This window comes from Pseudoalteromonas sp. SR44-5, from assembly GCF_014163675.1.
Lineage (GTDB): Bacteria > Pseudomonadota > Gammaproteobacteria > Enterobacterales > Alteromonadaceae > Pseudoalteromonas > Pseudoalteromonas rhizosphaerae.
In genome coordinates this window covers 195,847-216,864 of sequence record NZ_JACJDT010000003.1, presented here as the reverse complement: position 1 = coordinate 216,864, position 21,018 = coordinate 195,847, and the positions used below count along the sequence as shown (strand labels likewise).

General features: G+C 40.6%; 15 protein-coding genes. 9 read left to right on the top strand and 6 right to left on the bottom strand.

Going from position 1 to position 21,018, the window contains the following annotated elements; translation table 11 throughout:
- Window positions 1-89: 89 nt before the first annotated feature.
- Both H5154_RS02955 and H5154_RS02950 read right to left on the bottom strand, forming a co-directional pair.
- Window positions 90-299 carry a cold-shock protein gene (locus H5154_RS02955; protein ID WP_058559473.1) on the bottom strand — a complete coding sequence of 70 codons (210 nt, stop codon included), beginning with the start codon at window positions 297-299 and terminating at the stop codon, window positions 90-92.
- A gap of 365 nt (window positions 300-664) precedes the next feature.
- Window positions 665-4,672, bottom strand: coding sequence for a rhombosortase-dependent M36 family metallopeptidase (locus H5154_RS02950; RefSeq protein ID WP_182717343.1), 4,008 nt, complete (start codon window positions 4,670-4,672; stop codon window positions 665-667).
- 122 nt (window positions 4,673-4,794) lie between these two features.
- Here H5154_RS02950 and H5154_RS02945 point away from each other — a divergent pair, with 122 nt between their 5' ends.
- Window positions 4,795-5,295 carry a hypothetical protein gene (locus tag H5154_RS02945; protein WP_182717342.1) on the top strand — a complete coding sequence of 167 codons (501 nt, stop codon included), beginning with the start codon at window positions 4,795-4,797 and terminating at the stop codon, window positions 5,293-5,295.
- On the opposite strand, the gene H5154_RS02940 is transcribed toward H5154_RS02945, so the two are convergent.
- Both H5154_RS02940 and H5154_RS02935 read right to left on the bottom strand, forming a co-directional pair.
- Window positions 5,296-6,009, bottom strand: coding sequence for a M15 family metallopeptidase (locus tag H5154_RS02940; protein ID WP_182717341.1), 714 nt, complete (start codon window positions 6,007-6,009; stop codon window positions 5,296-5,298).
- A gap of 66 nt (window positions 6,010-6,075) precedes the next feature.
- Window positions 6,076-7,674, bottom strand: a complete 1,599-nt coding sequence (locus H5154_RS02935) for a sensor domain-containing diguanylate cyclase (RefSeq protein WP_259398441.1) — start codon at window positions 7,672-7,674, stop codon at window positions 6,076-6,078.
- Between the two features lie 693 nt (window positions 7,675-8,367).
- Here H5154_RS02935 and H5154_RS23560 point away from each other — a divergent pair.
- Window positions 8,368-8,670 (top strand): hypothetical protein, encoded by a 303-nt coding sequence (locus tag H5154_RS23560; RefSeq protein ID WP_257326729.1) that lies wholly within the window; start codon window positions 8,368-8,370, stop codon window positions 8,668-8,670.
- A 13-nt stretch (window positions 8,671-8,683) separates the two neighbouring features.
- Here the strand turns inward: H5154_RS23560 and H5154_RS02925 are convergent, their stop codons facing one another.
- Complete coding sequence (locus tag H5154_RS02925) at window positions 8,684-11,548, bottom strand: FAD-binding and (Fe-S)-binding domain-containing protein (protein ID WP_182717340.1); 2,865 nt, start codon at window positions 11,546-11,548, stop codon at window positions 8,684-8,686.
- 374 nt (window positions 11,549-11,922) lie between these two features.
- Between H5154_RS02925 and H5154_RS02920 the strand changes: the two genes are divergently transcribed.
- Genes H5154_RS02920 through H5154_RS02900 form a run of 5 tightly spaced genes read left to right on the top strand, consistent with a single transcriptional unit; the run spans window position 11,923 to window position 17,007 of the window.
- Window positions 11,923-13,740: a glycoside hydrolase family 3 protein gene (locus H5154_RS02920; RefSeq protein ID WP_182717339.1), complete on the top strand. Its 1,818-nt coding sequence runs from the start codon at window positions 11,923-11,925 to the stop codon at window positions 13,738-13,740.
- Window positions 13,741-13,757: 17 nt separating this feature from the next.
- Window positions 13,758-14,555 carry a putative hydro-lyase gene (locus H5154_RS02915; protein WP_149980357.1) on the top strand — a complete coding sequence of 266 codons (798 nt, stop codon included), beginning with the start codon at window positions 13,758-13,760 and terminating at the stop codon, window positions 14,553-14,555.
- 12 nt (window positions 14,556-14,567) lie between these two features.
- Entirely contained in the window at window positions 14,568-15,299 is a 732-nt protein-coding gene (locus tag H5154_RS02910; RefSeq protein ID WP_182717351.1) for a 5-oxoprolinase subunit PxpA, read from the top strand.
- Window positions 15,284-16,150, top strand: coding sequence for a glutamate cyclase domain-containing protein (locus H5154_RS02905; RefSeq protein ID WP_182717338.1), 867 nt, complete (start codon window positions 15,284-15,286; stop codon window positions 16,148-16,150). Before H5154_RS02910 ends, H5154_RS02905 begins: the two co-directional genes overlap by 16 nt.
- Window positions 16,150-17,007 (top strand): aminotransferase class IV, encoded by an 858-nt coding sequence (locus H5154_RS02900; protein ID WP_145238837.1) that lies wholly within the window; start codon window positions 16,150-16,152, stop codon window positions 17,005-17,007. The genes H5154_RS02905 and H5154_RS02900 overlap by 1 nt, the downstream gene beginning before the upstream one ends.
- A gap of 74 nt (window positions 17,008-17,081) precedes the next feature.
- On the opposite strand, the gene H5154_RS02895 is transcribed toward H5154_RS02900, so the two are convergent.
- Window positions 17,082-17,789 carry a WD40 repeat domain-containing protein gene (locus H5154_RS02895; RefSeq protein WP_182717337.1) on the bottom strand — a complete coding sequence of 236 codons (708 nt, stop codon included), beginning with the start codon at window positions 17,787-17,789 and terminating at the stop codon, window positions 17,082-17,084.
- A 98-nt stretch (window positions 17,790-17,887) separates the two neighbouring features.
- Here H5154_RS02895 and H5154_RS02890 point away from each other — a divergent pair, with 98 nt between their 5' ends.
- Together H5154_RS02890 and H5154_RS02885 are read left to right on the top strand one after the other, a co-directional pair.
- Entirely contained in the window at window positions 17,888-18,607 is a 720-nt protein-coding gene (locus H5154_RS02890) for a 4'-phosphopantetheinyl transferase (RefSeq protein ID WP_182717336.1), read from the top strand.
- A 99-nt stretch (window positions 18,608-18,706) separates the two neighbouring features.
- On the top strand, window positions 18,707-20,731 hold the full coding sequence (locus H5154_RS02885; protein WP_182717335.1) for a S9 family peptidase: 2,025 nt from the start codon (window positions 18,707-18,709) through the stop codon (window positions 20,729-20,731).
- Window positions 20,732-21,018: the final 287 nt, after the last annotated feature.

The following is a 21,018-nucleotide window of genomic DNA, read 5'->3' as shown; positions in this document are numbered from 1 at the left end:
AGAATAGGAGGGGGAGCAAGTTACGTCAATTTTCAAACACAAAAAAGCAAGCCTAAGCTTGCTTTTTTTATTCTACCTAAAAGGTAAAATTATACAGCAGTGATGTTCTCTGCTTGTGGACCTTTTTGACCTTGTGAAAGAGTGAACTCTACACGTTGGCCTTCAGCTAAAGTTTTGAAACCTTCGCTTTTGATTGCTGAGAAATGTGCGAAAACGTCTGGGCCATTTTCTTGCTCGATGAAACCAAAACCTTTAGACTCGTTGAACCACTTAACTGTACCTGATACGATGTTAGACATTGTAATATCCTGATATAAAAATAAAATAATTGCTCTAATGAGCGGTGTAGCAAAAAATGAGATGGTACTTTAAAAACTTCAGGACGGTACTACAAGTATTACTTATACAACATCGAAATGGAGATTTATAGCTTTCATGCTTTCTTTCTAGCTGCAGCAAACTATACAGGGTTAATAAGTTATGTCAACCCCTTTATTAATTAATATATAAATACTCAGTCATGAGCCAACCTGTAGTAAATTCAAAACTAAAAAACAGCACGCAGCGGTAACATGCGTTTTTATAATGGCTTGTAAATACGACCAATAAAAAAGCCCTTGCAGCTAACTGCAAGGGCTTTTCTTAATCGTTACTAATATTATGATTAACGCTTACGGCGACGACCAAATATTGCTAATGGAGTAAGTAATAACATCAAGAAGCCTAGACTACCGCTACTTGATTTCGATTTGGGCTTTTCAACCACAGGTTCTGCTTCGTTGCTTACGGCAACCGTTACTTGCTCGGTAACCGATACGGTGCCATCACTGACCGCAACTTCGAACACGACTTCTTCGTCGCTTGTGATTGCGCCTGGAGTAAAGCTAAGTACCGCAGTATCTGCATTAGATAGTGTTGCGGTTGTGCCACTTACTTGTGTCCATGCATAAGTGAGTTCATCTGCATTTCTATCCGTGGCTACAGCATTTAAAGTACTGGTTACTGATTCCTTAATACCTAACTCACCGGTAACTGTTACTATAGGAGCTGCGTTATCACATGCGACTGCATCGCCAGCAATTACTGCTGAGAAGATTGGCGTTGTTACATTGTTAAATGTAAGGTTATCAATCCACCATCCTAAATCACCAACAGCGCCATCTGATGAAAGGCGAAAGCGTAGTTTTGCTCTATTACCATTGAGTTCACTACCAAAATTAATTGTTTCGTAGTTACCGTATACGTTATCCTGATTGATGTTGTTACCTGTAAACGTATCACGCTCTTGGATAGCTTGGGAGTCATTCTCAATTAACGGACCATCGTAACCACGATTAAATGTACCACCCATTTCAGTCACATCAACCCAGCTACCACCATTGACGCTAATTTCAACAACACCACCATCCCACTCGTTTTCAATACGATAAAAATGCCAGAATGACACCTCAAAGTCACCTGCAAAGCCAATATCAAATCCTTTAGTTTCTATCGCTACATCTGATTGGAAATCGTTGTTCTGCAAGAACATCGTTTGCTCACCAAGCTCAAAACCAAAGCTGTTGAAAAAGGCAACATTATCATCAGCTGCCATACTTTGTGTACCTTTAGCTAAATCACCACCGATCATTACATTTTCTTTTAGATCATATAATGATGCTCTCGCTACTTCCATGTTATCCATAGTTTGCGCGCCGACTGGCTGTTTTTCTTTAAAAGCCATGTTGACCGAATAAGTAACTTTTTCAGTGGCAGCTTCAACAATTTCATCGTCAGCAGATAACTCTGGGAATGATACTTCAATTTCTAAGTTTTCAGCTGTACCTGATTCATTTAAGGTAAACTTAAGGGGTGAACTCGTTGCAGTCGAAAATGGCATTGTGTCAGCAAATGTAACTAAACCATCATTTTCAAATGTCACATCATGATCACTGACCACAGTCAGTTGAGCTTGCGTACCAGTAAGCATTTTACTACCAGTATTTGTAATACTCACAGTTAATGTGGCCGTTTCACCTTTATCGACAATACCGTCATTTGAACAAAAGCCTAGCTCTGCACCATTGTAGTTTGCATCAATAGCCACATCTTTGAGGTTAAAGCTAGCCAGTTCCATCTTGTCAGATTCTACAACGCCCGTTAAATCTTCACTGAAACGATCTGGCGCTACAGCACCTAAACCCATGCCGCGTTTAGCAAATGCACCTAAAATAAGCTCATAATCTTTGGTATCAACAGCGTATGCCGCCGCTAATATCGCATCACGTGCTTCAGTATATAAAGGCGCAATTGGTGTTAATTTATAGCCTGCAACAAGGTAGTTAGCCATGCGATTTTGTGCTTCTTCAAAACCATGTTCATTGATTAATGCTACATAACTTTCCCAAAGCATAGTCGCCCAAATTTCACCCGCAGCATGTGGAGAGGCTACACTTGTTGGTGAAATGCCTACATCTGCACCTGCATTTTCAGTAATGTGACGGAATGAAAGCGGATTAACTTCTTTATTTGTAGAGTATGGTACACGACGAATACCATAGTAGAAGTCTTCAACAAACGTACCACTGCCGTATGCTTTTTGGAACTTGTCGTTACCTGTGATGTTGATGTCATCAGCTTTAGCAATAAACATCAGGGAGTGGAAATCACCCCAGCCTTCACCCATTGCACGGCCTTGGAAGTTAATTAGACCCGCAGAGTTACCAACTAAACGGTTACTAATATAGTGGCCCCATTCATGAGCAATAATACCGTTATCAAGTGTGCCATCTTTTAACTTGGCATTATTGAACATATTAACAGTAACTGTATTACCAGCACTTATAGAGTCATACATCAGATGACCATCAGCAAAGTTAAGACCCATATTAGGAATTAACACCGCATCATCTTCACCGCCCATAGCCGCAGGCTCATCAGTGTCTGGAACGTTGTTTACAACAATAGCCCCTATTGCTCCAACTTCTTGAGCATGTAAAACTTTTGCTGTGAAGTTACACGAACCACGATCAATTAGGGCAATTTTTCCAGCTAACTCTGCGCCATTAGTTGCAGGCTCACAGCCATCGAAAACGCTACCTGAATCAGTGTCATTACCATCAACCAAACGTACAACTTCAGCTGTAACATCAGCAAATTGGAATTGCCCAAAGCCCGAGACTTTAGAAGACTCAAGAACTCCAATAGTTGCGTCAGAGGTTACAACCACACCAAAGTCTGTGCCTACTTTTGCATCTTTACTATTATACAAATACATTTGCATACGTGGACTTGCACCATCAGCTGGTGTTGCCATATTAGCATTATCTAAACCGCTATTATCTTGCGCTTGAGCCTCAATTGGATCCCCTTCAATGCCACCGCGCTCATAGTTAGAGAGCTGAGCTACATTCGAAGTTTCATCAAAACCATGATCATAGAAGAAGTCGTGCAAAAAGTTATTCATGTAGAATAAGTTTACAATTGCCGCTTTGCGATTGTCGTAACTGTTTGCGACTTGATCAACTTGATAGGGGTAATCAAATGTAAAATCTGAGGTTGTTTCAGCAGTGAAGTCACCTTCAGTGAAACCTTGTGGTGCTATAACGTCGGCATATGCAAATACGTTATTACCAGATGTAGTTGTAGCATCATCAGTAAGCCATGGATCCATGGTGCTTAACTTACTGTAATAAGAAAGGCTCACTATCGGTGCATCAAGGATTTCGGTTTCATCTGTTTGATCAGGACCGTCAGCAGGAATAACATCACCATGTGGGCCTTCCCATGGGTAACCATCTGCATCAGCCCAGACACGGTAGTTAAAATCAGCAGCATGCGCTTTCAGGTCTTTTTTGAAATATACTTTGCTGTTTTTTGCACCAATAACATAGCTGAAGTAGTCACTTTCTAAACTGTTCTTATCTGCGACTTCAACTTCAACATAATAAGCTGATTCAAGTTGACCATTAACCTCAAAGAATACTTTTTTAGCGCGCGGCTGGCCAACTACAACTTTATCACCACTTTGATTAGTTACAGTGTATTTAACGTAATCGCCTTGTTCAGTTGATTTTGTAAGGGATACATTAATATCTGCTAGCTTTTTAATCGCTTGTTTAATGCTCTGCTCAGCACCAACAAAATCAGCTAATGGTGCTAATGAACGTTTAGTATTTGCACTTGTGTTAGCAAAATAGCCTGATCCTGCCACCAAGTTATGTTCCTTATCCATGATAAGGTTATATTCACGATTAAAAACTTCAACGCCATGAACTTGTTGTTTATATTTAGCCGTTACAGAACCACTTTTTTGTTTAGATAAATCTGCAAGAACTGCGTTTGACGTCCCTTTTTTACTAGTACTGAAACCGGTTAAAGCATTTAAATAAAAATCTGCAGCGTATGCATTTCTTTGTTCAGGTAAAACAACTGACATATTAGGTTTTGCTTGACCAACGGCTTGCCAAAGAAACGTTGCCTTGCCAAGCTGAGCATCAAAAATTGAATCATGCCCCGATACTGTTCTACGTTCAGCTAATGCACGTTGCTGGGTTATTTGTGGATTAAATTGAACTTGAGAGCTGACGCTTGGCGCATTAAAAAATCGAGTTTGCTCAGTAGCTTGTACTTGAGTCGATGCCAAAATAGCCGTAACCATCGAAGCAACGGCCGTTACTTTAAATTGATACATTAATAATCCCCTGTTGTTATAATTTTAATTTGGTTAACATTCATAACCAAGAACAATGTACACTAATGATGTTAACCAAAGAAAGCCAAATGTAAACAAAGGTAAATGGAGAAATTTAAAAAATGTCAAATAACTTTAAATTACAGCTAGTTATAATTACAATCGCACTAATAAGTGGATGTAAAAAAAATGAAACACTAACTGATAGTACCGAAAACAGCGTCAATACTAGCAATGAAAAAGCTCAAGAAGTAGCTTTAAATACTTCACAAAAACTAAAGAATGTAGAAACAACACTTTTAGTTAGCAATTCAATTAATAATAACGGGGAAAAGATTAGCTATAAAACGGATAAATTACTTAAAGGAACAACTGTCCATAATCACGCGACATCGGAGCAAGGAATTGTCACTGGAGCCGTGTTTATCACCTTGAAAAGCGACGATATTCCGCTAGCACTCAAAAGTACGTACAACACAAAAAAAATTACCAAGCACACCTATCAATTCCTAGTCGATAAAAATACCGACTTGAAATCAACAATAAGTGATTTAAAGCAATATACCGTTATTGATACTATTGAAATCGCAATTAATTATTCACCCATTGAGGAGCAGTTTTAATTACTCGACCACAAAGTCAAAATAGGTATTCGGGTAGGCTTGCGGCTGATAGGTAAAGTGCCACCACTCCATTGCGTAAGGCGAAAATCCAGCGGCCAGCATGATATTTTTTAACTTATATCTGTTTGCTTGTTGGTCTTGAGTAATACGCGGATCATCGGTATTTGAGATGGTATCGAACATATCAAACAATGAGCCCATATTTAATGCTTTGCCTTGACTATCAGTCAAAGTTAAATCAATTGTTGAACCACGGCTGTGGCCCGATTTAGCTGCGATATAATCACCGAGTAACTGATCTTTTCCTAAATTAGGGTAATACGCTGCTTTGGTTTTTGTGTCAGTTGCGTCGTTAACCCAACGCACAAAGTGGTCAACGGCTCGTTGTGGTCGATAACAATCATAAATTTTAAAATTATAACCTGCTTGCTCCGCCTGAGAATGTGCTTTTACCAGCGCTGCAGCTGCCGTTTTATGCAATAAGCATTTAGGTGCGTTATAACCTTCGATTGGTTTACCAACAAAGTTTTGCCCACTAAAATAGCGAATATCAAATAATGCGGTCGGTATTAACGTTGCAACATCAACAAACTCACTACGATAGCTTTGAGCTGGGTCGGAATATGTAGCGTTAGCGTCATGGGCAATTGCTGCACTGCTTAAAGCATACACTCCAAGCAGTGACATTAGTTTAAAACTGATATTTAACAACATTGTAGTAGCTTATAACATTAAAAACAGGCTATTAATATTGCATAGTTAAAAGCCATTGCCAATAAATTATTGCTGTTCGACAAACTCAGATTGGATAAACTGAGAATCAATAATACACCGATTACGACCCGTTTTTTTCGCTTTGTATAAAGCCTGATCCGCTTGTTTGAGTATCTCTTCAACACTCAATTGCATCAGTGGCCAGCCAGAAATACCTATTGATATGTTGATACTTCCTACTGGTTCGATGATTGTTTCTGATACACGCATACGTAATCGTTCCGCAAGTTGATAAGCTGATTTGGCGTTAATATTTGGTAATATAACAATAAACTCCTCTCCTCCCGTACGTGCAACAAAATCATTTTCACGGGTTACATCAACAATAATCGTAGCCAACGATTGCAAAACAATATCACCAATATCATGGCCAAACTCATCATTAACACGCTTAAAAAAATCAATATCGATAGCAAGCACAGTGAAAGGCGTTTGCTGTAAAGTTAATTGATCTAACATGAGCTCCAGGCTACGTCTGTTATGTAAGCCCGTAAGTGGATCTGTTTGTGCTTCATGCTGTAATAGACCAATCTGGTTTTGTAATAAGCCGACTCCTTTTAGCATAGCTAAACGCAGTTCAGAGCTTTCATAATACCAAGACCGCACTTGCCTTAACTGTTGCGAAGTTGACGGGTTATCAAGTGTTTTAGCCGTTTCTGCAAGTTGCCTTAACGGCTTTGAAATTAACCGAGCTAGCACCCAAATAAATATAAAGGTTGCCAACCCTACTGGCAGGGTTCGATATAAAACATTCATCATTAAATCGTCTAATGGCGCAAATGTAGCGTCTAATGGTCGTTGTGTGACAATGCCCCAAGAGGCACTTTTTAATGGTGCATAACCTGCCAGCATGACAATGTTTTGACTATTTTTTAACTGCCTAGTGCCACTTTCACCTCTTAGCACCGCTTCGATCACTGGATTGCCAAAAACTTGTTCACCAATCCGAGCAACATCAGGGTGATAAAGTAAGCGCCTATTCTTATCAACAACATAAGTATAAGAACCGTCTTTATAAAAATGTAGTTGTAGCAAATCATGTAAAATCCCTTTTTGCTTTAAATACAAGGTCCCTCCTATATAACCAAGGTATTCATCTTGAGAGTTAAATATCGGATGCGAAATAAATATTATGAGATTCCCTGCCGCAGAAATATAAGGCTCACTGATCATTGGCTTTTTATTCGCTAACGCTTGTTTTGCGCCATCACTTTCTAATAGCTGTCCTTTGAGCTTTAGACTCAATGGCGAGAGCCCCAAAACTACGCCATCTTTGTCAACGACAACCGTTGAGTTAAAGCTATCAGTTTGCAACCGAAGTCGCTGCGTTTCTTGTGCAAGAGTGTTTGCATCATTAAATTGGATAGCAAGGATTTTTGCTGAATAAGCGAGTTGCTGCTGAGCAGCCAATAAAAAACGGTCAGTGGCAGAGACAAGTTTAGCGGCATACGCATTATGGTTTTTTAAGGTTTGTGATTGTAGTTGCTGTTTTTGTACTTGGTAGCTGGAATAAAAGCCATTTAGAAAGGTGATCACAGTCACTGAAATAGCTAAAAACAAGATTAACTTTTTTAAATCAAGGTTGATATTCTTAAGGCTTCGCAAAATAGTTTTTCTCTATGCTGGCCTTGTATTTCCTTGGCGGTTATGTAAACAACCCATACTAGCAAGTTACTCTCACAACCGACAACTCAATCCGCTCTAAACTTGATTTAGCGCAAATTAACAGTGTATTTATTAACATTTACTTGTTCTAATCGCTGGCGCTAAGCGATTGCTGTTTCCCCATAGAAAAATCAATTTATCTGTTTGCGCTTTTAACAAAATAAGCGAAGAAAATTTACCTTGCGCGAAATGAATAAATTATTATAATTAAAAAACAAAAAAATAAATAAAAGAACATTATGGTTAAACATCACTGCCAGAATATATTGTCACAATTACCCAGTCATCGTTTGCTCGCCTTAGATGTACTGCGAGGGCTCACTATCACTGCGATGATTCTAGTCAATAACCCAGGGAATTGGTTATATACCCACTGATTTAATTTTCCCATTTTTTATTTTTAGTGTTGGGATGTCGATCACACTATCGGTTAATGCAATCCAGGCAAAAGGAATTATCAGGAATATTTGCGGATACTATATAAGCACTGAAAAAAACCTTGGCAAACAAGTCAGAATATTTACCCTAGTGGCTATTACAAGCATTGTTTGCGGGTGCTTACTTTCACTTTTAATACCAATAAACAAAGCACTATGGACACCAAGCTATGTAATAATCAGCTCAGGACTAGCGATGTTATGCTATGCACTGTGTAGCTATATTCTCGATATTCGTAAAGTTCGCTTGTGGAGTGCGCCGTTTTTAGTGTTTGGCGCTAACGCTATTTTGTTCTTTATGTTTGCTGGCATCGTAGCGCGTATTTTAATTATGATCCCAGTGGCTGATACAAGTTTAAAAGGTGCTATATTTAATCAAGTATTACAACCGCTATTTGGTAATTATTTAGGCTCTTTTAGCTATTCGTTGCTATTTTTACTCGCCTCTTATCTAGTGATGTATGCGTGCTATAAACGCGGGATTTTTTGGAAAGTATAATGTCTAAGCCTCATCAAGAGGCTGCTTGACTCACTTTATCTAATAAATACAGCACAGATTGGTAGTTAATACCACTGTGCTGAGTTAAGCCAATTTCACAACTGCGGCTATTAGAAATACCGCTACTGCAATTTTGAGGCACTTGGTTACGCAGCGTTTTTAATGCATTAGCATTTAGCTCTGGCAAGTTAAAGCCCTTATCGCCGGCAAAGCCACAACATTCAATATCAGCTGGAATAATCACTTCGTTACTGCATGCTTTAGCTACGGCAACAAGTTGTTGTTCACTGCCACGGCGTTTGCTACTACAGGTAACATGTAACATAACCGGCTCGGGTTGGGCTGTGATGGTCAGCTTAGGCAATAAATATTGATAAGCAAACTCAGCGCTTTCGAGTACTGTTAAACCGCGCTGTTGCGCTGCTTCATTGCTTGTTAATGCACATGGACTGGCGTCAAAAATAATCGGGTAACGACCATTTTCAGACACCTGCTGCGCGATATCGAGTAACTGCTCAGCTTTACTTTTTGCCTGTTCAGGTAAACCTTTACTCGCAAAGGGCATGCCACAACATAGCTCATTAATTTGCATCGGCAGTAACAGTTCAATTCCCGCTTTAGTCGCGAGGCTATGCATAACTTGCATAATTGAGCGGCGATCATCCGCTTGCTCATCGGCTGCAAACACCCTGCTGGCACAACTGGGAAGATAAACCACTTTATCAGGCTGTTGTGCCTGTACTATGCTGTGATTAATTGGCTGCTCCCCCCTTGGCCACGCTGAATAATAAAGTGGGGTGCCAATCAGCTTATTAGTAGGTTTGGTTAAAGTACGCAGTGCCTGTGCACCAATGATGTTTCGCACCATCGCCATACTGGTTAAACCAAAGCGTGCTGTATTTGCTAATACCGCAAAATGTTTGACCGCAAAACTGGCTATGCGCGGCGCCATTTTTGCATTGAGTTGCTTTTTTGCCCTCAGGGATTTTATAAATTCACCGGTGTTAATACCGACGGGGCATTTCATGCCACACAGCCCGGTTGCTGCACAGCTATCAATACCTAAATATTGAAAATCTTTTTCGATACTGCTGAGCTGACGATTAATGTGCTGTTTTTCGCTAATATCACCAGTGTTACTAAGTTGATTAACCAATTCAGTGCGACGTCGCCACAGCGTAATACGTTGGCGCGGCGTTAAGGTGAGTCCTTTTGATGGGCATACGGTTTCGCAAAAACCACACTCAATACATTTGTCGATTATATCGTCGCTGCTAGGCATGGTTTTTAAATGCTGAATATGGCAGTTTTCATCGGTATTGATGATCACTCCTGGGTTTAAAATGTGGTCTTTATCAAACAATTGTTTAATACGTTGCATCACAGCAAAGCCATCAGTGCCCCATTCAGTTGCCACAAACGGCGCCATATTTCGCCCAGTACCATGCTCAGCTTTTAATGAGCCATTAAGTTCAACCGCCACCAGTTGCGACACGTCCCGCATAAATTGCTCATAACGCGCTACTTGCGCTGGTGTATCGAACGCTTGGGTAAATACAAAATGCAAATTACCCGCTAAGGCATGGCCAAAAATAATCGCTTCATCGTAACTGTATTTATCAAATAATTGATGCAGAGCTTTAACACCCTGAGCTAATACATCCAGCTCAAAAGCCACGTCTTCAATGATCACAGTGGTGCCATTTTCGCGCACTGCACCGACTGCCGGGAACGTACCTTTACGAATATTCCATAATGATGCATTGCGCTTAGCATCTGTTGAAAACGCCATAATCGCTAATTGATGGGCGCTAAAATGTGCGACAAGCTGATCCACTTGTTGTTGTAAATTAACTAATTGTGTTGCGTCTTCTGCACGTACTTCGATTAATAATGCTGCACTATCTGCTGGGTAGTTATGAACATCTTTAGGCATGATGTCATGATGCGCGACGCACAGGAGCGAGCGCTTATCCAATAACTCAACCGCCGCTACATCAAGCGTTGCTAGCTGCTTTACTAATTCACAGACTTGGCTTATGTCATCAAAAATAATAAACGCTGAGCTTTTATGAGCATGATCAATCACCGTGTGGTAAGTAATATCAGCAATAAACCCCAGCGTACCTTCAGAGCCAATCATTAAATGCTTAATGATCTCAATCGGATCAGTGTAATCAATTAGCGCGTTTAAACCATAACCCGTGGTATTTTTTAAGCGGTATTTATGAGCGATACGCTGTGCCAACTCAGGATTATTTGTAACCTGCTGGGCAAGCGCAGTGATATCGTTAATAAACGGTTGATGGCTATGTAAAAATTTAGAACGGCTTTGCTCACTGCGTGTATCAAGCACTGTACCGTCAGCGAAGATTAAGGTCATGTCCTTTACTGTATGGTAACTATTTTGTGCCACGCCACAGCACATACCTGATGAATTGTTGGCTGCCATGCCAGCGATTTTACAACTATTGATTGAAGCGGGATCAGGGCCAATTTTACGGCCAAAAGGCGCAAGTACGGCATTGGCACGAGCACCAATAATAGCTGGCTCTAACCGAATGGCAGCGCCGTTATCTTCAATTTGATAACCAGACCAGCAATCACTAAGCAGCACTAATACAGAATCTGTAATTGCTTGGCCTGATAGGCTAGTACCGGCGGCACGAAAAGTAATGGCAACTTTATATGTTGCAGCGGCACTGATGACCTGTTGCGCTTGTTGCTGATCAGCAACCAGTACTATTAATTGCGGCACTAAACGATAAAAGCTGGCATCAGTGCCAAAAGCATAGCGCCTAGGGTAATCTTCAATAAACGCCGAGGCAGGCAGCTTATCACTGAGTTGTTGTTGAAATAGTGTCAGTGCTGTTGCCATTATTTGCCCCTTTGCGTTCTGTTAATTTACTCGCTTGGCGACCCACCAAGCATTATGGAATATATTATTACTTGAAATAAGAGCGAATTACCATTAATAAAAGCTCGTCTAATATTATTTTTTTTCATCTAAATAACTATTAACTCTTAATATTTATGTAATGATCAGGCAAGCATGTGATTCGTCGGTGGTTTTTGCAGTTCTGCAAAAAAAACGTTAATGTGACAAAAATATGTTGTATTTTAATCCAAAATGGCATTACCATCAGGAATAAAATATTCATAAATAAAATAAGCAATTCAGCTTTGGAGCCTACTGTGTTAAATAAGTTTGCCATATCATCAATTCTCTTTGGACTAGGGTGTTTATTACCAATGAAATCGACCTTTGCAGCGACCAATTTAACCCTTGAGCAACAGCTTGGCCAAAAGCTGATGCTCGATTTTCGTTATTATTGTGAGCAAGACAGCGAGAACACACCTGAGCAAAAATGCCGTAATGCAGTCACTGAATTACCTGCAGATTTAGCCAAGGTGATCACTAAACATAATATTGGTGGGGTGATCTTATTTGCTGAAAATATCGATAATATTGCGCAAATTGTTAAATTAAATAATGCTATGCAACAAGCTGCGGCAAAGTCGAGCTTAGGCGCACCATTATTTATTTCAATTGACCAAGAAGGCGGACGTGTTGCACGTATTCCTCGTGATATTGCCACTTCATTTACTGGTAATATGTCGATTGGCGCAAGTTATGCGGTTCACGGCACCAAGTTTGCTACACAATCTGCACAAGTGATTGCTGATGAATTAAAAGCCATTGGTGTGAATGTTAACTATGCACCAACTGTTGATGTAAACATGAACCCTGATAACCCGGTTATTAATGTGCGCTCATACGGTGAAGATCCAACACTTGTGAGTATTTTAGGTGGCGCACAAGTTGCTGGCTTTGAAGGTAATGGCGTAATTACCTCACTGAAACACTTTCCAGGCCATGGTGATACAAACGTTGATAGCCACACTGGCTTGCCAAAAGTAATGCACGATAAAGAAACTATCTGGGAAAAAGATTTACCTCCGTTTCAAACTATTATTAAAAAGCAAAACCCTGGCATGATCATGACTGCGCATATTCAGTACCCAGCACTGGATAGCAGCACATTTGTTAGTAAAGATGGCAAAACCATGATCAAACCTGCGACGATGTCGCATAAAATCATCAGCGAATTATTACGCGATGAAATGGGCTATCAAGGTGTAGTGATCACCGATGCGCTAGATATGGCTGGTATTAGCCACTTTTTCGAACCAATTGAAGCCGTTGTAAATACCTTTGCTGCCGGGGTTGATATTGCTTTGATGCCAATTGAAATTCGTAGTCCAAAAGATTTAGTCGTATTAGATAAACTGATCAGCCGCTTAGTGAGCGAAGTTGAAAAAGGTAATTTACAAGCCGACGAAGTCGCTATCTCTGCTCAACGCATCATCAATTTAAAAAGTAAATTTAAACTGACCACAGAGCTTGACGAATCGTTAGCAATGCAAAAAGCACAACTTATTCTCGGTGATGATAATCATCGCAAAGTCGAAGCAGAGCTGGCTCTTGCCGCCATTACCCAAGTTAAAAATGACCAGCACACTTTACCGATTAAACTGACGACAAATAGTAAAGTACATATCATCATGCCTGATACCCGCAAGTGTTTGGCGCTACAACAGGCAATTACAGAAAATACTCAACAACCACTTGCATTTAGCTGCACCAGTTTACAAGGCTTTGAGCCCACAGCGACGTTAAAAGCAATCAATGAAGCGGATATCATCATTGCAGGCAATGCATCACCAAACCAAAGCGCGGTAGAAATTGGCGGCATGGATGACCTTGCTGATAACCCTGCATTTGCAATTGCAAAATCGGCGCAAGGTCCGGCACTTGAAAAACTGCTTCAGCAAGCGCAACAAGCTGATAAGAAAACCGTTTTTGTTAGTTTACGAGCACCATACGATATTGCCACATTTGGCCAATATGCGGATGCAATTTTAGCAACTTATGCGTATAACATAGATGTAGATAATGATGTTAAAGTAGCAGGGCCAGCTTTTACTGCTCTTGCAAAAGTACTAGTTGGTAAAAAGCCAGCGCAAGGTACTTTGCCTGTTACCGTCAGTGGCATTAACAACAACTAAAAGTTTACGAGGATACTATGCAACATAACGCATCACTTACTACGCCTTACGCTATTCGTAATATGATCAGGAATGAAGATTATACCGGTAGTACATCGGGCTTTGTTCCCGGCTTTGTACAGGCTAATTTAGTGATTTTGCCCCAGCGCTATGCGTTTGATTTTTTACAATTTTGCCAAGCAAACAAAAAAGCGTGCCCAATTGTAGCAAGTAGCCGCACGCCTGGAGCTACCAGCATTCCAAATGTTGCGCATGATTTAGATATTAGGACTGACATACCTCGCTATCGTATTTTTAAAAATGGCCAATTGATTGAAGAAGTAACGAATATCAAAGAGCAATGGCGCGACGACTTGGTCACTTTTTTAATTGGTTGCTCGTTTTCATTTGAAGAGTCGTTAAAGTTGGCGGGCCTAGAAATACGTAATATTACGGAAAATAAAAATGTACCTATGTACATGACTAATATTCCTTGCGAAAGCGCCGGTATATTTCATGCTAACATGGTCGTTAGTATGCGACCGATGAAGCCGGCAGATGCGATTCGGGCAATCCAAATATGTAGCCGCTTTCCAGATGTGCATGGAGCGCCAGTTCACTTTGGGGATCCAGCTGCAATAGGTATTAAAGATATTAATCGCCCTAACTTTGGTGAATCTGTCACCATTAAAGACGGTGAAGTACCGGTATTTTGGGCCTGTGGTGTCACGCCGCAAGTAGCCATAGCTAATGCTGCGCCTGATTTTTGCATTACACATAGCCCAGGTCATATGCTGATCACCGACATTCAAAACGCCCATATCTCGGCTTTTTAAACGGGAATAATGATGAAGCTCAATTGTGATTTAGGGGAAAGCTTTGGTGCATGGCAAATGGGCCTTGATGAAGAGGTAATGCCGCATATTGATATGGCTAATATTGCTTGTGGTTTTCATGGCGGTGATAGTGATGTTCTAGCACGCACCCTGATGCTTGCTAAACAACATGATGTCATTATAGGCGCGCACCCCAGCTATCCTGATAAACAGGGCTTTGGGCGTCGCTCCATGGCATTAACACCACAAGAGCTAAGCAATTGCCTGCATTATCAAATAGCCGCAATTGAAGGTATGGCAAGAGTACAAGGCCTCACTTTAGAGTATGTGAAGCCACATGGCGCGTTATATAACGATATGATGGCCGATAAAACAATTTTGACCACGGTGATGCAAGCTGTTGCCAGTTACCCGAGCCCTTTAAAACTAATGCTTCTCGCCACTGCGAAAGCAGAGCAACATCAACAACTTGCTCAACAATATCACCTTGAATTAATTTTAGAAGCATTTGCTGATCGCCAATATACCGATGACGGTCAATTAGTATCACGGAAAATTGCTGGTAGTGTGCATGATAAACCTGCGCTAATAGCGCAAGTTAAACAGTTACTCGCCACCGGCTGCGTAACCACACAATCGGGCAACCAACTGCCTTTACACGCCGACAGTTTATGTGTGCATGGCGATAACGCAGCAGGCATTGCCCTAATTCAAGAGATCAAAGCGTTATGCCACACTCGTTAAGTGATGAACAATTAAGTCAAGCAATCGAAACCATGATGGTAGAACAAAACCTACGTGGTATGCAAAATCTCTATGCCTATCAACAGACAGGGACTTATCTGCGCGCTGCAAAGTCGTTATTTGATGCCAAAAGTACGGTACTCATTGGTACCGGTTTTGCCGTCAAGCAAACCTTTGAAACCGATGGCCCTGTTGGCGCCATTGCTTTATACAATGCTTTAATTACGCTAGGTAAAAATCCTATTTTAGTCTGTGGAAACCCCCTTTACAGTGCACTGAAAAATGAATTTAACTGTTTTGAATTGCCACTGAATAATTTTACTGATGCAATGGCTTTTAGCAAAGCTGCGCTGGCTGAATTAAAGCCAGATTGCGTATTGTCTATCGAGCGCCCCGGGCTGTGTCACGGCAATAAATATTACAATATGCGTGGTATTGATATTTCGGCTGATTGTGGTTGTTTTGATTTTTTTGTCAGCCAAGCCTCCTGCCCAACGGTAGCTATTGGTGATGGCGGTAACGAAATAGGGATGGGCAATTTATCACAATATATGACTGAGCTGAGCATTATGCCGTGCCTTACTTGCTGCGATGAACTGCTGTTAGCGGATGTATCAAACTGGGCAGCTTACGGCATTATTGCGTTTTTAAGCCGCTGGCATAGCCAAGACTTACTCGCAGAAGTCGATACTTTAGCAATCCTGCAATATTTGAGTGAACGTGGCAGTGTAGATGGCGTTACTCACAAAAACGAATTAACCGAAGATGGCTTACATGCTATGCATGGCCAACAACTCATCGCAAGACTACGTCAGCTTAGCGATGTTGCCAATCAGAATGAGGATTTATAATGAGTACGGTGTATTTAAACGGCGACTATATGAACGCAGAGCACGCAAAAATATCGCCAATGGACAGAGGCTTTTTATTTGGCGATGGTATTTACGAAGTGATCCCTGCCTATAATGGCAACATGCTTGGCTTTGCAGCGCATATTGAACGCATGAAAAATGGTTTAAATGAACTGGAAATTGTACTCGATTATACAGCTGATACATGGCGTGAAATCTGCCAGCAGCTGTGTGAGAAAAATCACGGTGAAAACCTTGGTATTTATTTGCACGTTAGCCGTGGCGCTGATACTAAGCGTGCTCATGCCTACCCGAGTGGTATTACGCCAACGGTATTTGCCTACGCCTTTGAAATTCCAGCACAACCCGTTAGTGATATCGACAACGCCACGACTTATACTGTATCCGTTGAGCAAGATAAGCGCTGGCAGCGTTGCCACATCAAGTCAACCGCATTACTCGGCAACGTGATTCATTACCAGCATGGTGCGGCGGCTGGCAATAAAGAAACCATTTTATACAATCGCTTAGATGAGCTTACCGAAGCAAGCTCAAGTAATGTGTTTATTGTTAAAGATGGCGTGATCAGCACCCCCCCATTGGATAACCAAATTTTACCGGGTATCACTCGCTGGTTAATTTTAACGATATTACACAGCCACAGTGACTTTAAAGTTCAAGAACGTATTATTACTAAGCAGGAACTATTTGCAGCCGATGAAGTATGGATCACCAGTGCCACAAAAGAAGTTGGCCCAGTGGTAAAACTCAACGGTCAACTGGTCGCTGATGGCAAACCAGGGAAAATATGGCAACAAGTACAGAGCTTATTTACTGAACATAAGTTTGATTATTAATAGCGCTAAGTGGTAATTATAAAAGCCGGGTTTGTTAAGTAAACACGGCTTTTAAAATCCAATTAAATTTTCGCTTACTTAGACTGATACGGCCAAACTTCTAGTACTCCATCACTGCTTTCGCTGACAATTGTTTTATTTTCTTTATCATACGCTACAGCTAAAACTGAGCCACGAATGCGCAGTTGTGTCGCTTTATACTCAGCCAATAATGTACCATCTTTTACACGCCATAATTGTATCGTGCTTTTCGGTGAGCCGGTAAAAAACCTTTTATCATCATTTACAAACCGCGAGTGGTTAAACTCTATAAAATTAGTAAATATATTTAGCTCAGCTTTTTTAATACCGGTGTTTAAATCAAGAAATATACGATCATCAACAGAATCTATCGCAAAACCTAAACTTGCATTTTCGTTTATACTGACATGATTAACACGAGTCGCTAATTTGAACTCTTTTAAAATAGTGCCATCTTTCGTTGACCATAAATAACTAAACTTATCGCTTGAACCGCTTAATGCTGTTTGTCCATCTGCAGATAGTGCTACAGAATTAATATCAAGGCGATGAACTTGAAATAGCGTATTTTGCTTCGTTAGAGAGTTGATCACATCAGCTTCACAGCTACGATAGCCTACCACTATTAACTGACCGTTTGCTGATATTGCAATATCACGAGCAATGTTTTTCCCTGTTGACCAACTACCCAGTAGTTGACCATTTGCAACTGAAAATAATATTAATGCTAAAATAAATATGTTAGTAAATCTCTTAACCAAAGCTCAGCTTAAATAGTCATAGCCTTTACTTTATTTATGAAGTTATTAGTGTATTATCAAAGCCTTACTAATGGCACTAAACAAAACAGCAAAATGTTATGGATTTTTCTCTTTATACTAAACTGAGCCCACAACTTAGTCATAATAGTTATTGTTGTGAGTTTGACAGTAGCAGTTTTATTGACAGTGACTTTTTAAATTATCAGATTGTGTTACCGCAACAACTACAAAAGGCTGTTGTTAAACGAAGAGCTGAATACCTCGCCGGCCGTTTTTGCGCAAAACAGGTGTTAACCGCCCTCAATATCCCCTGTTTTGATATTATCTCAGGCCCCGATCGCGCGCCCATATGGCCTAAAAACATTATTGGTAGCATTACCCACACGCAAGGGATCGCAATGGCCATGGCATGTCAGCACACTGATATCACTGGAATTGGTATTGATATAGAGCAACTAATGAGTGCCAAACAAGAGCTAGAGCTACAAAAGCAAATTTTGCATCCTGATGAATATCCACTTTTTAGGCGATTGGCTGGGCAGCTTTCACATCCATTAACCGTCATTTTTTCAGCAAAAGAAAGTATTTTTAAAGCACTATATCCAAGCGTAAAGCAATTTTTTGGTTTTGAAGCTGCACAGCTAATTGCTTTTAATCAGCAACAATTGCAGTTTAAAATTACTAAATCGCTCGCAGAGCAAGTGCCTCAAGACACTTACGTAACCGTTTTCTATCAATGTAATAAAAGTGTAGTACTCACCGAGTGTGAATTTACTATCGCAGCTCAACCACTCAAAAATACTAATGTCGGCAAGTAGCCACTAATAATCAATCAGGTATTCATCGCATGATGGTGTACCTTTGGGTTTTGTTATTCTATAACGGTTAGGTGCGATAATTAATAACAAGGAATTAAAATGAAATTGATTGCCCCCGCAGCCCTCCTAACCTCGCTGTGTTTTTCAGTATTAGCCAATGATAACCTGCAAACTTTTCAACTAGAAAATGTATTCGACCTTGAATATGCCAATCAAATTGAAATGACTAACGACGGTAAAACCGTCTACTTTGTTCGAAATCGGATGGACATTAAATCAGATAGTAAAGTTAGTAATATTTGGTCTGTCGACAGTAGTTCAAAGCAATTACAACCGCTTACATCGGGTGTACATATGGATTACTCCCCTGTCTTGTCGCCAGACCAATCACGTTTAGCGTTTATTTCAACTCGTGATGGCAGTAGCCAAATTTATGTAAAATGGCTAAAAACAGGCGCTGTTGCAAAAATTAGTAATCTTACTCAAAGCCCTGCAAGTTTGCAGTGGTCACCTAATGGTCGGCAATTACTGTTTAGCCAATTTGTACCGAGTAAAGTTAGTTCTCCTATTAACTTACCAGGCAAGCCTGAAGGTGCCAGCTGGGCAGAGCCTGCTAAATTTATTGATGACGTATATTATCGTGCCGATGGCGGCGGTTATACCAAGCCTGGTTTTCGTCATTTGTTTACTATTGATGCCAATGGCGGTAATGCCCGTCAGTTAACCTCTGGCGACTTTGATCATGGCGGGCCAGTTAGCTTTTCTGAAGATGGTAACAGCCTTTATTTTTCGGCTAATCGCCATGCTGACTTTAAACTCAAACCAACAAATTCTGAAATATATCAGCTGACATTAAATGATCTAAAAATAACAGCGCTTACCGACCGAGAAGGTCCTGATCAGCAACCGCAAATATCACCAGATGGGCGTTATCTTGCCTATACCGGTTATGATGATAAACGTACCAATTATGAAAATACCCAGCTATATATTCGCGATTTAAAATCGGGTGATACCACAAGTTTAACCGCTGATTTTGACCGCAGTGTCGAGCAAATTAAATGGGCTGATAATTCTAGAGGGCTTTATTTTAGTTACGCCAGTGAAGGCCAAACCGCACTCGCTTATCAACCACGTAGCGGCAAACGAAAAGTGATCACACAAAAAATAGGGAGTGTTTCATTCGGTCGCCCTTATTCTGGTGGTGACTTTGATATAAGCGACGATGGTGATGTGGCAATCACGCTTGCTGATACCCAACGTCCTGCTGATATAGCAATAGTTAAAAATGGTAAAACACAACGTTTAACAAAATTAAATGACGACGCGCTTGGTAATAAACAGCTGGCAAAAGTAGAAGAAATTTGGCTCAAATCAAGTTATGACGACTTACCAATTCAAGGTTGGGTCGCCTACCCTCCTGGGTTTGATAGTAGTAAAAAATATCCCCTTATTTTAGAAATACACGGCGGCCCTGTCGCTAACTACGGTCCACACTTTAGCGCTGAAATACAATTATTTGCCGCTAAAGGTAATGTGGTTTTATATATGAACCCGCGTGGTAGTGATTCATATGGGAAGCAGTTCGCGCAAACTATTCATCACAATTATCCTAGTAACGATTTTGATGACTTAATGACTGGCGTTGATGCGCTTATTGGCAAAGGTTTTATTGATCAGTCAAAACTGTTTGTAACCGGTGGCTCAGGTGGCGGTGTACTTACGGCGTGGATTGTAGGCCATACCGACAGATTTGCCGCCGCTGTTGTTGCCAAGCCGGTGATCAATTGGATCAGCTTTGTACTAACTGCTGACTTCTACCCATTCTTTGCCGATTACTGGTTCCCAGGTAAGCCATGGGATCATATTGAGCATTATATGAAGCGCTCGCCAATTAGCTATGTTGGTAATGTTAAAACACCAACCATGCTACTCACTGGTGAAGCGGATTACCGCACTCCTATTTCTGAGACCGAGCAATTTTATCAAGCATTAAAGCTACAAGGAGTTGATACAGCAATGGTACGTATTCCTGATGCATCACATGGCATAACAAAACGGCCGTCAAACTTGATGGCTAAAGTCGCTTATATTCAATGGTGGTTTGATAAACATAGTAAATAGAAATTAGTTAGCGGCGAGAGTAAAGTTAACAAGTTGCAAGTGTGAAGCTAGAAACCGTAGCTTGGTCCTTAGCAACTTTTACTCTCGCTAATTTGTCACTAGTCAAATCCCCTGTAAACCCCCTTTACAAAAAGTGAGTGCTCATTCACATATTCTAAAGTTTACACAAATATCGGACTTTGTAAAAAATCGAGTTAGTAAAATTTCGGTTTATGACATTTTTTGGTCATTGAGTTAGTAAAAAATCGGTTTGAGTCACTGTTTATGGCGTTTAAGTTGGTAAAAAA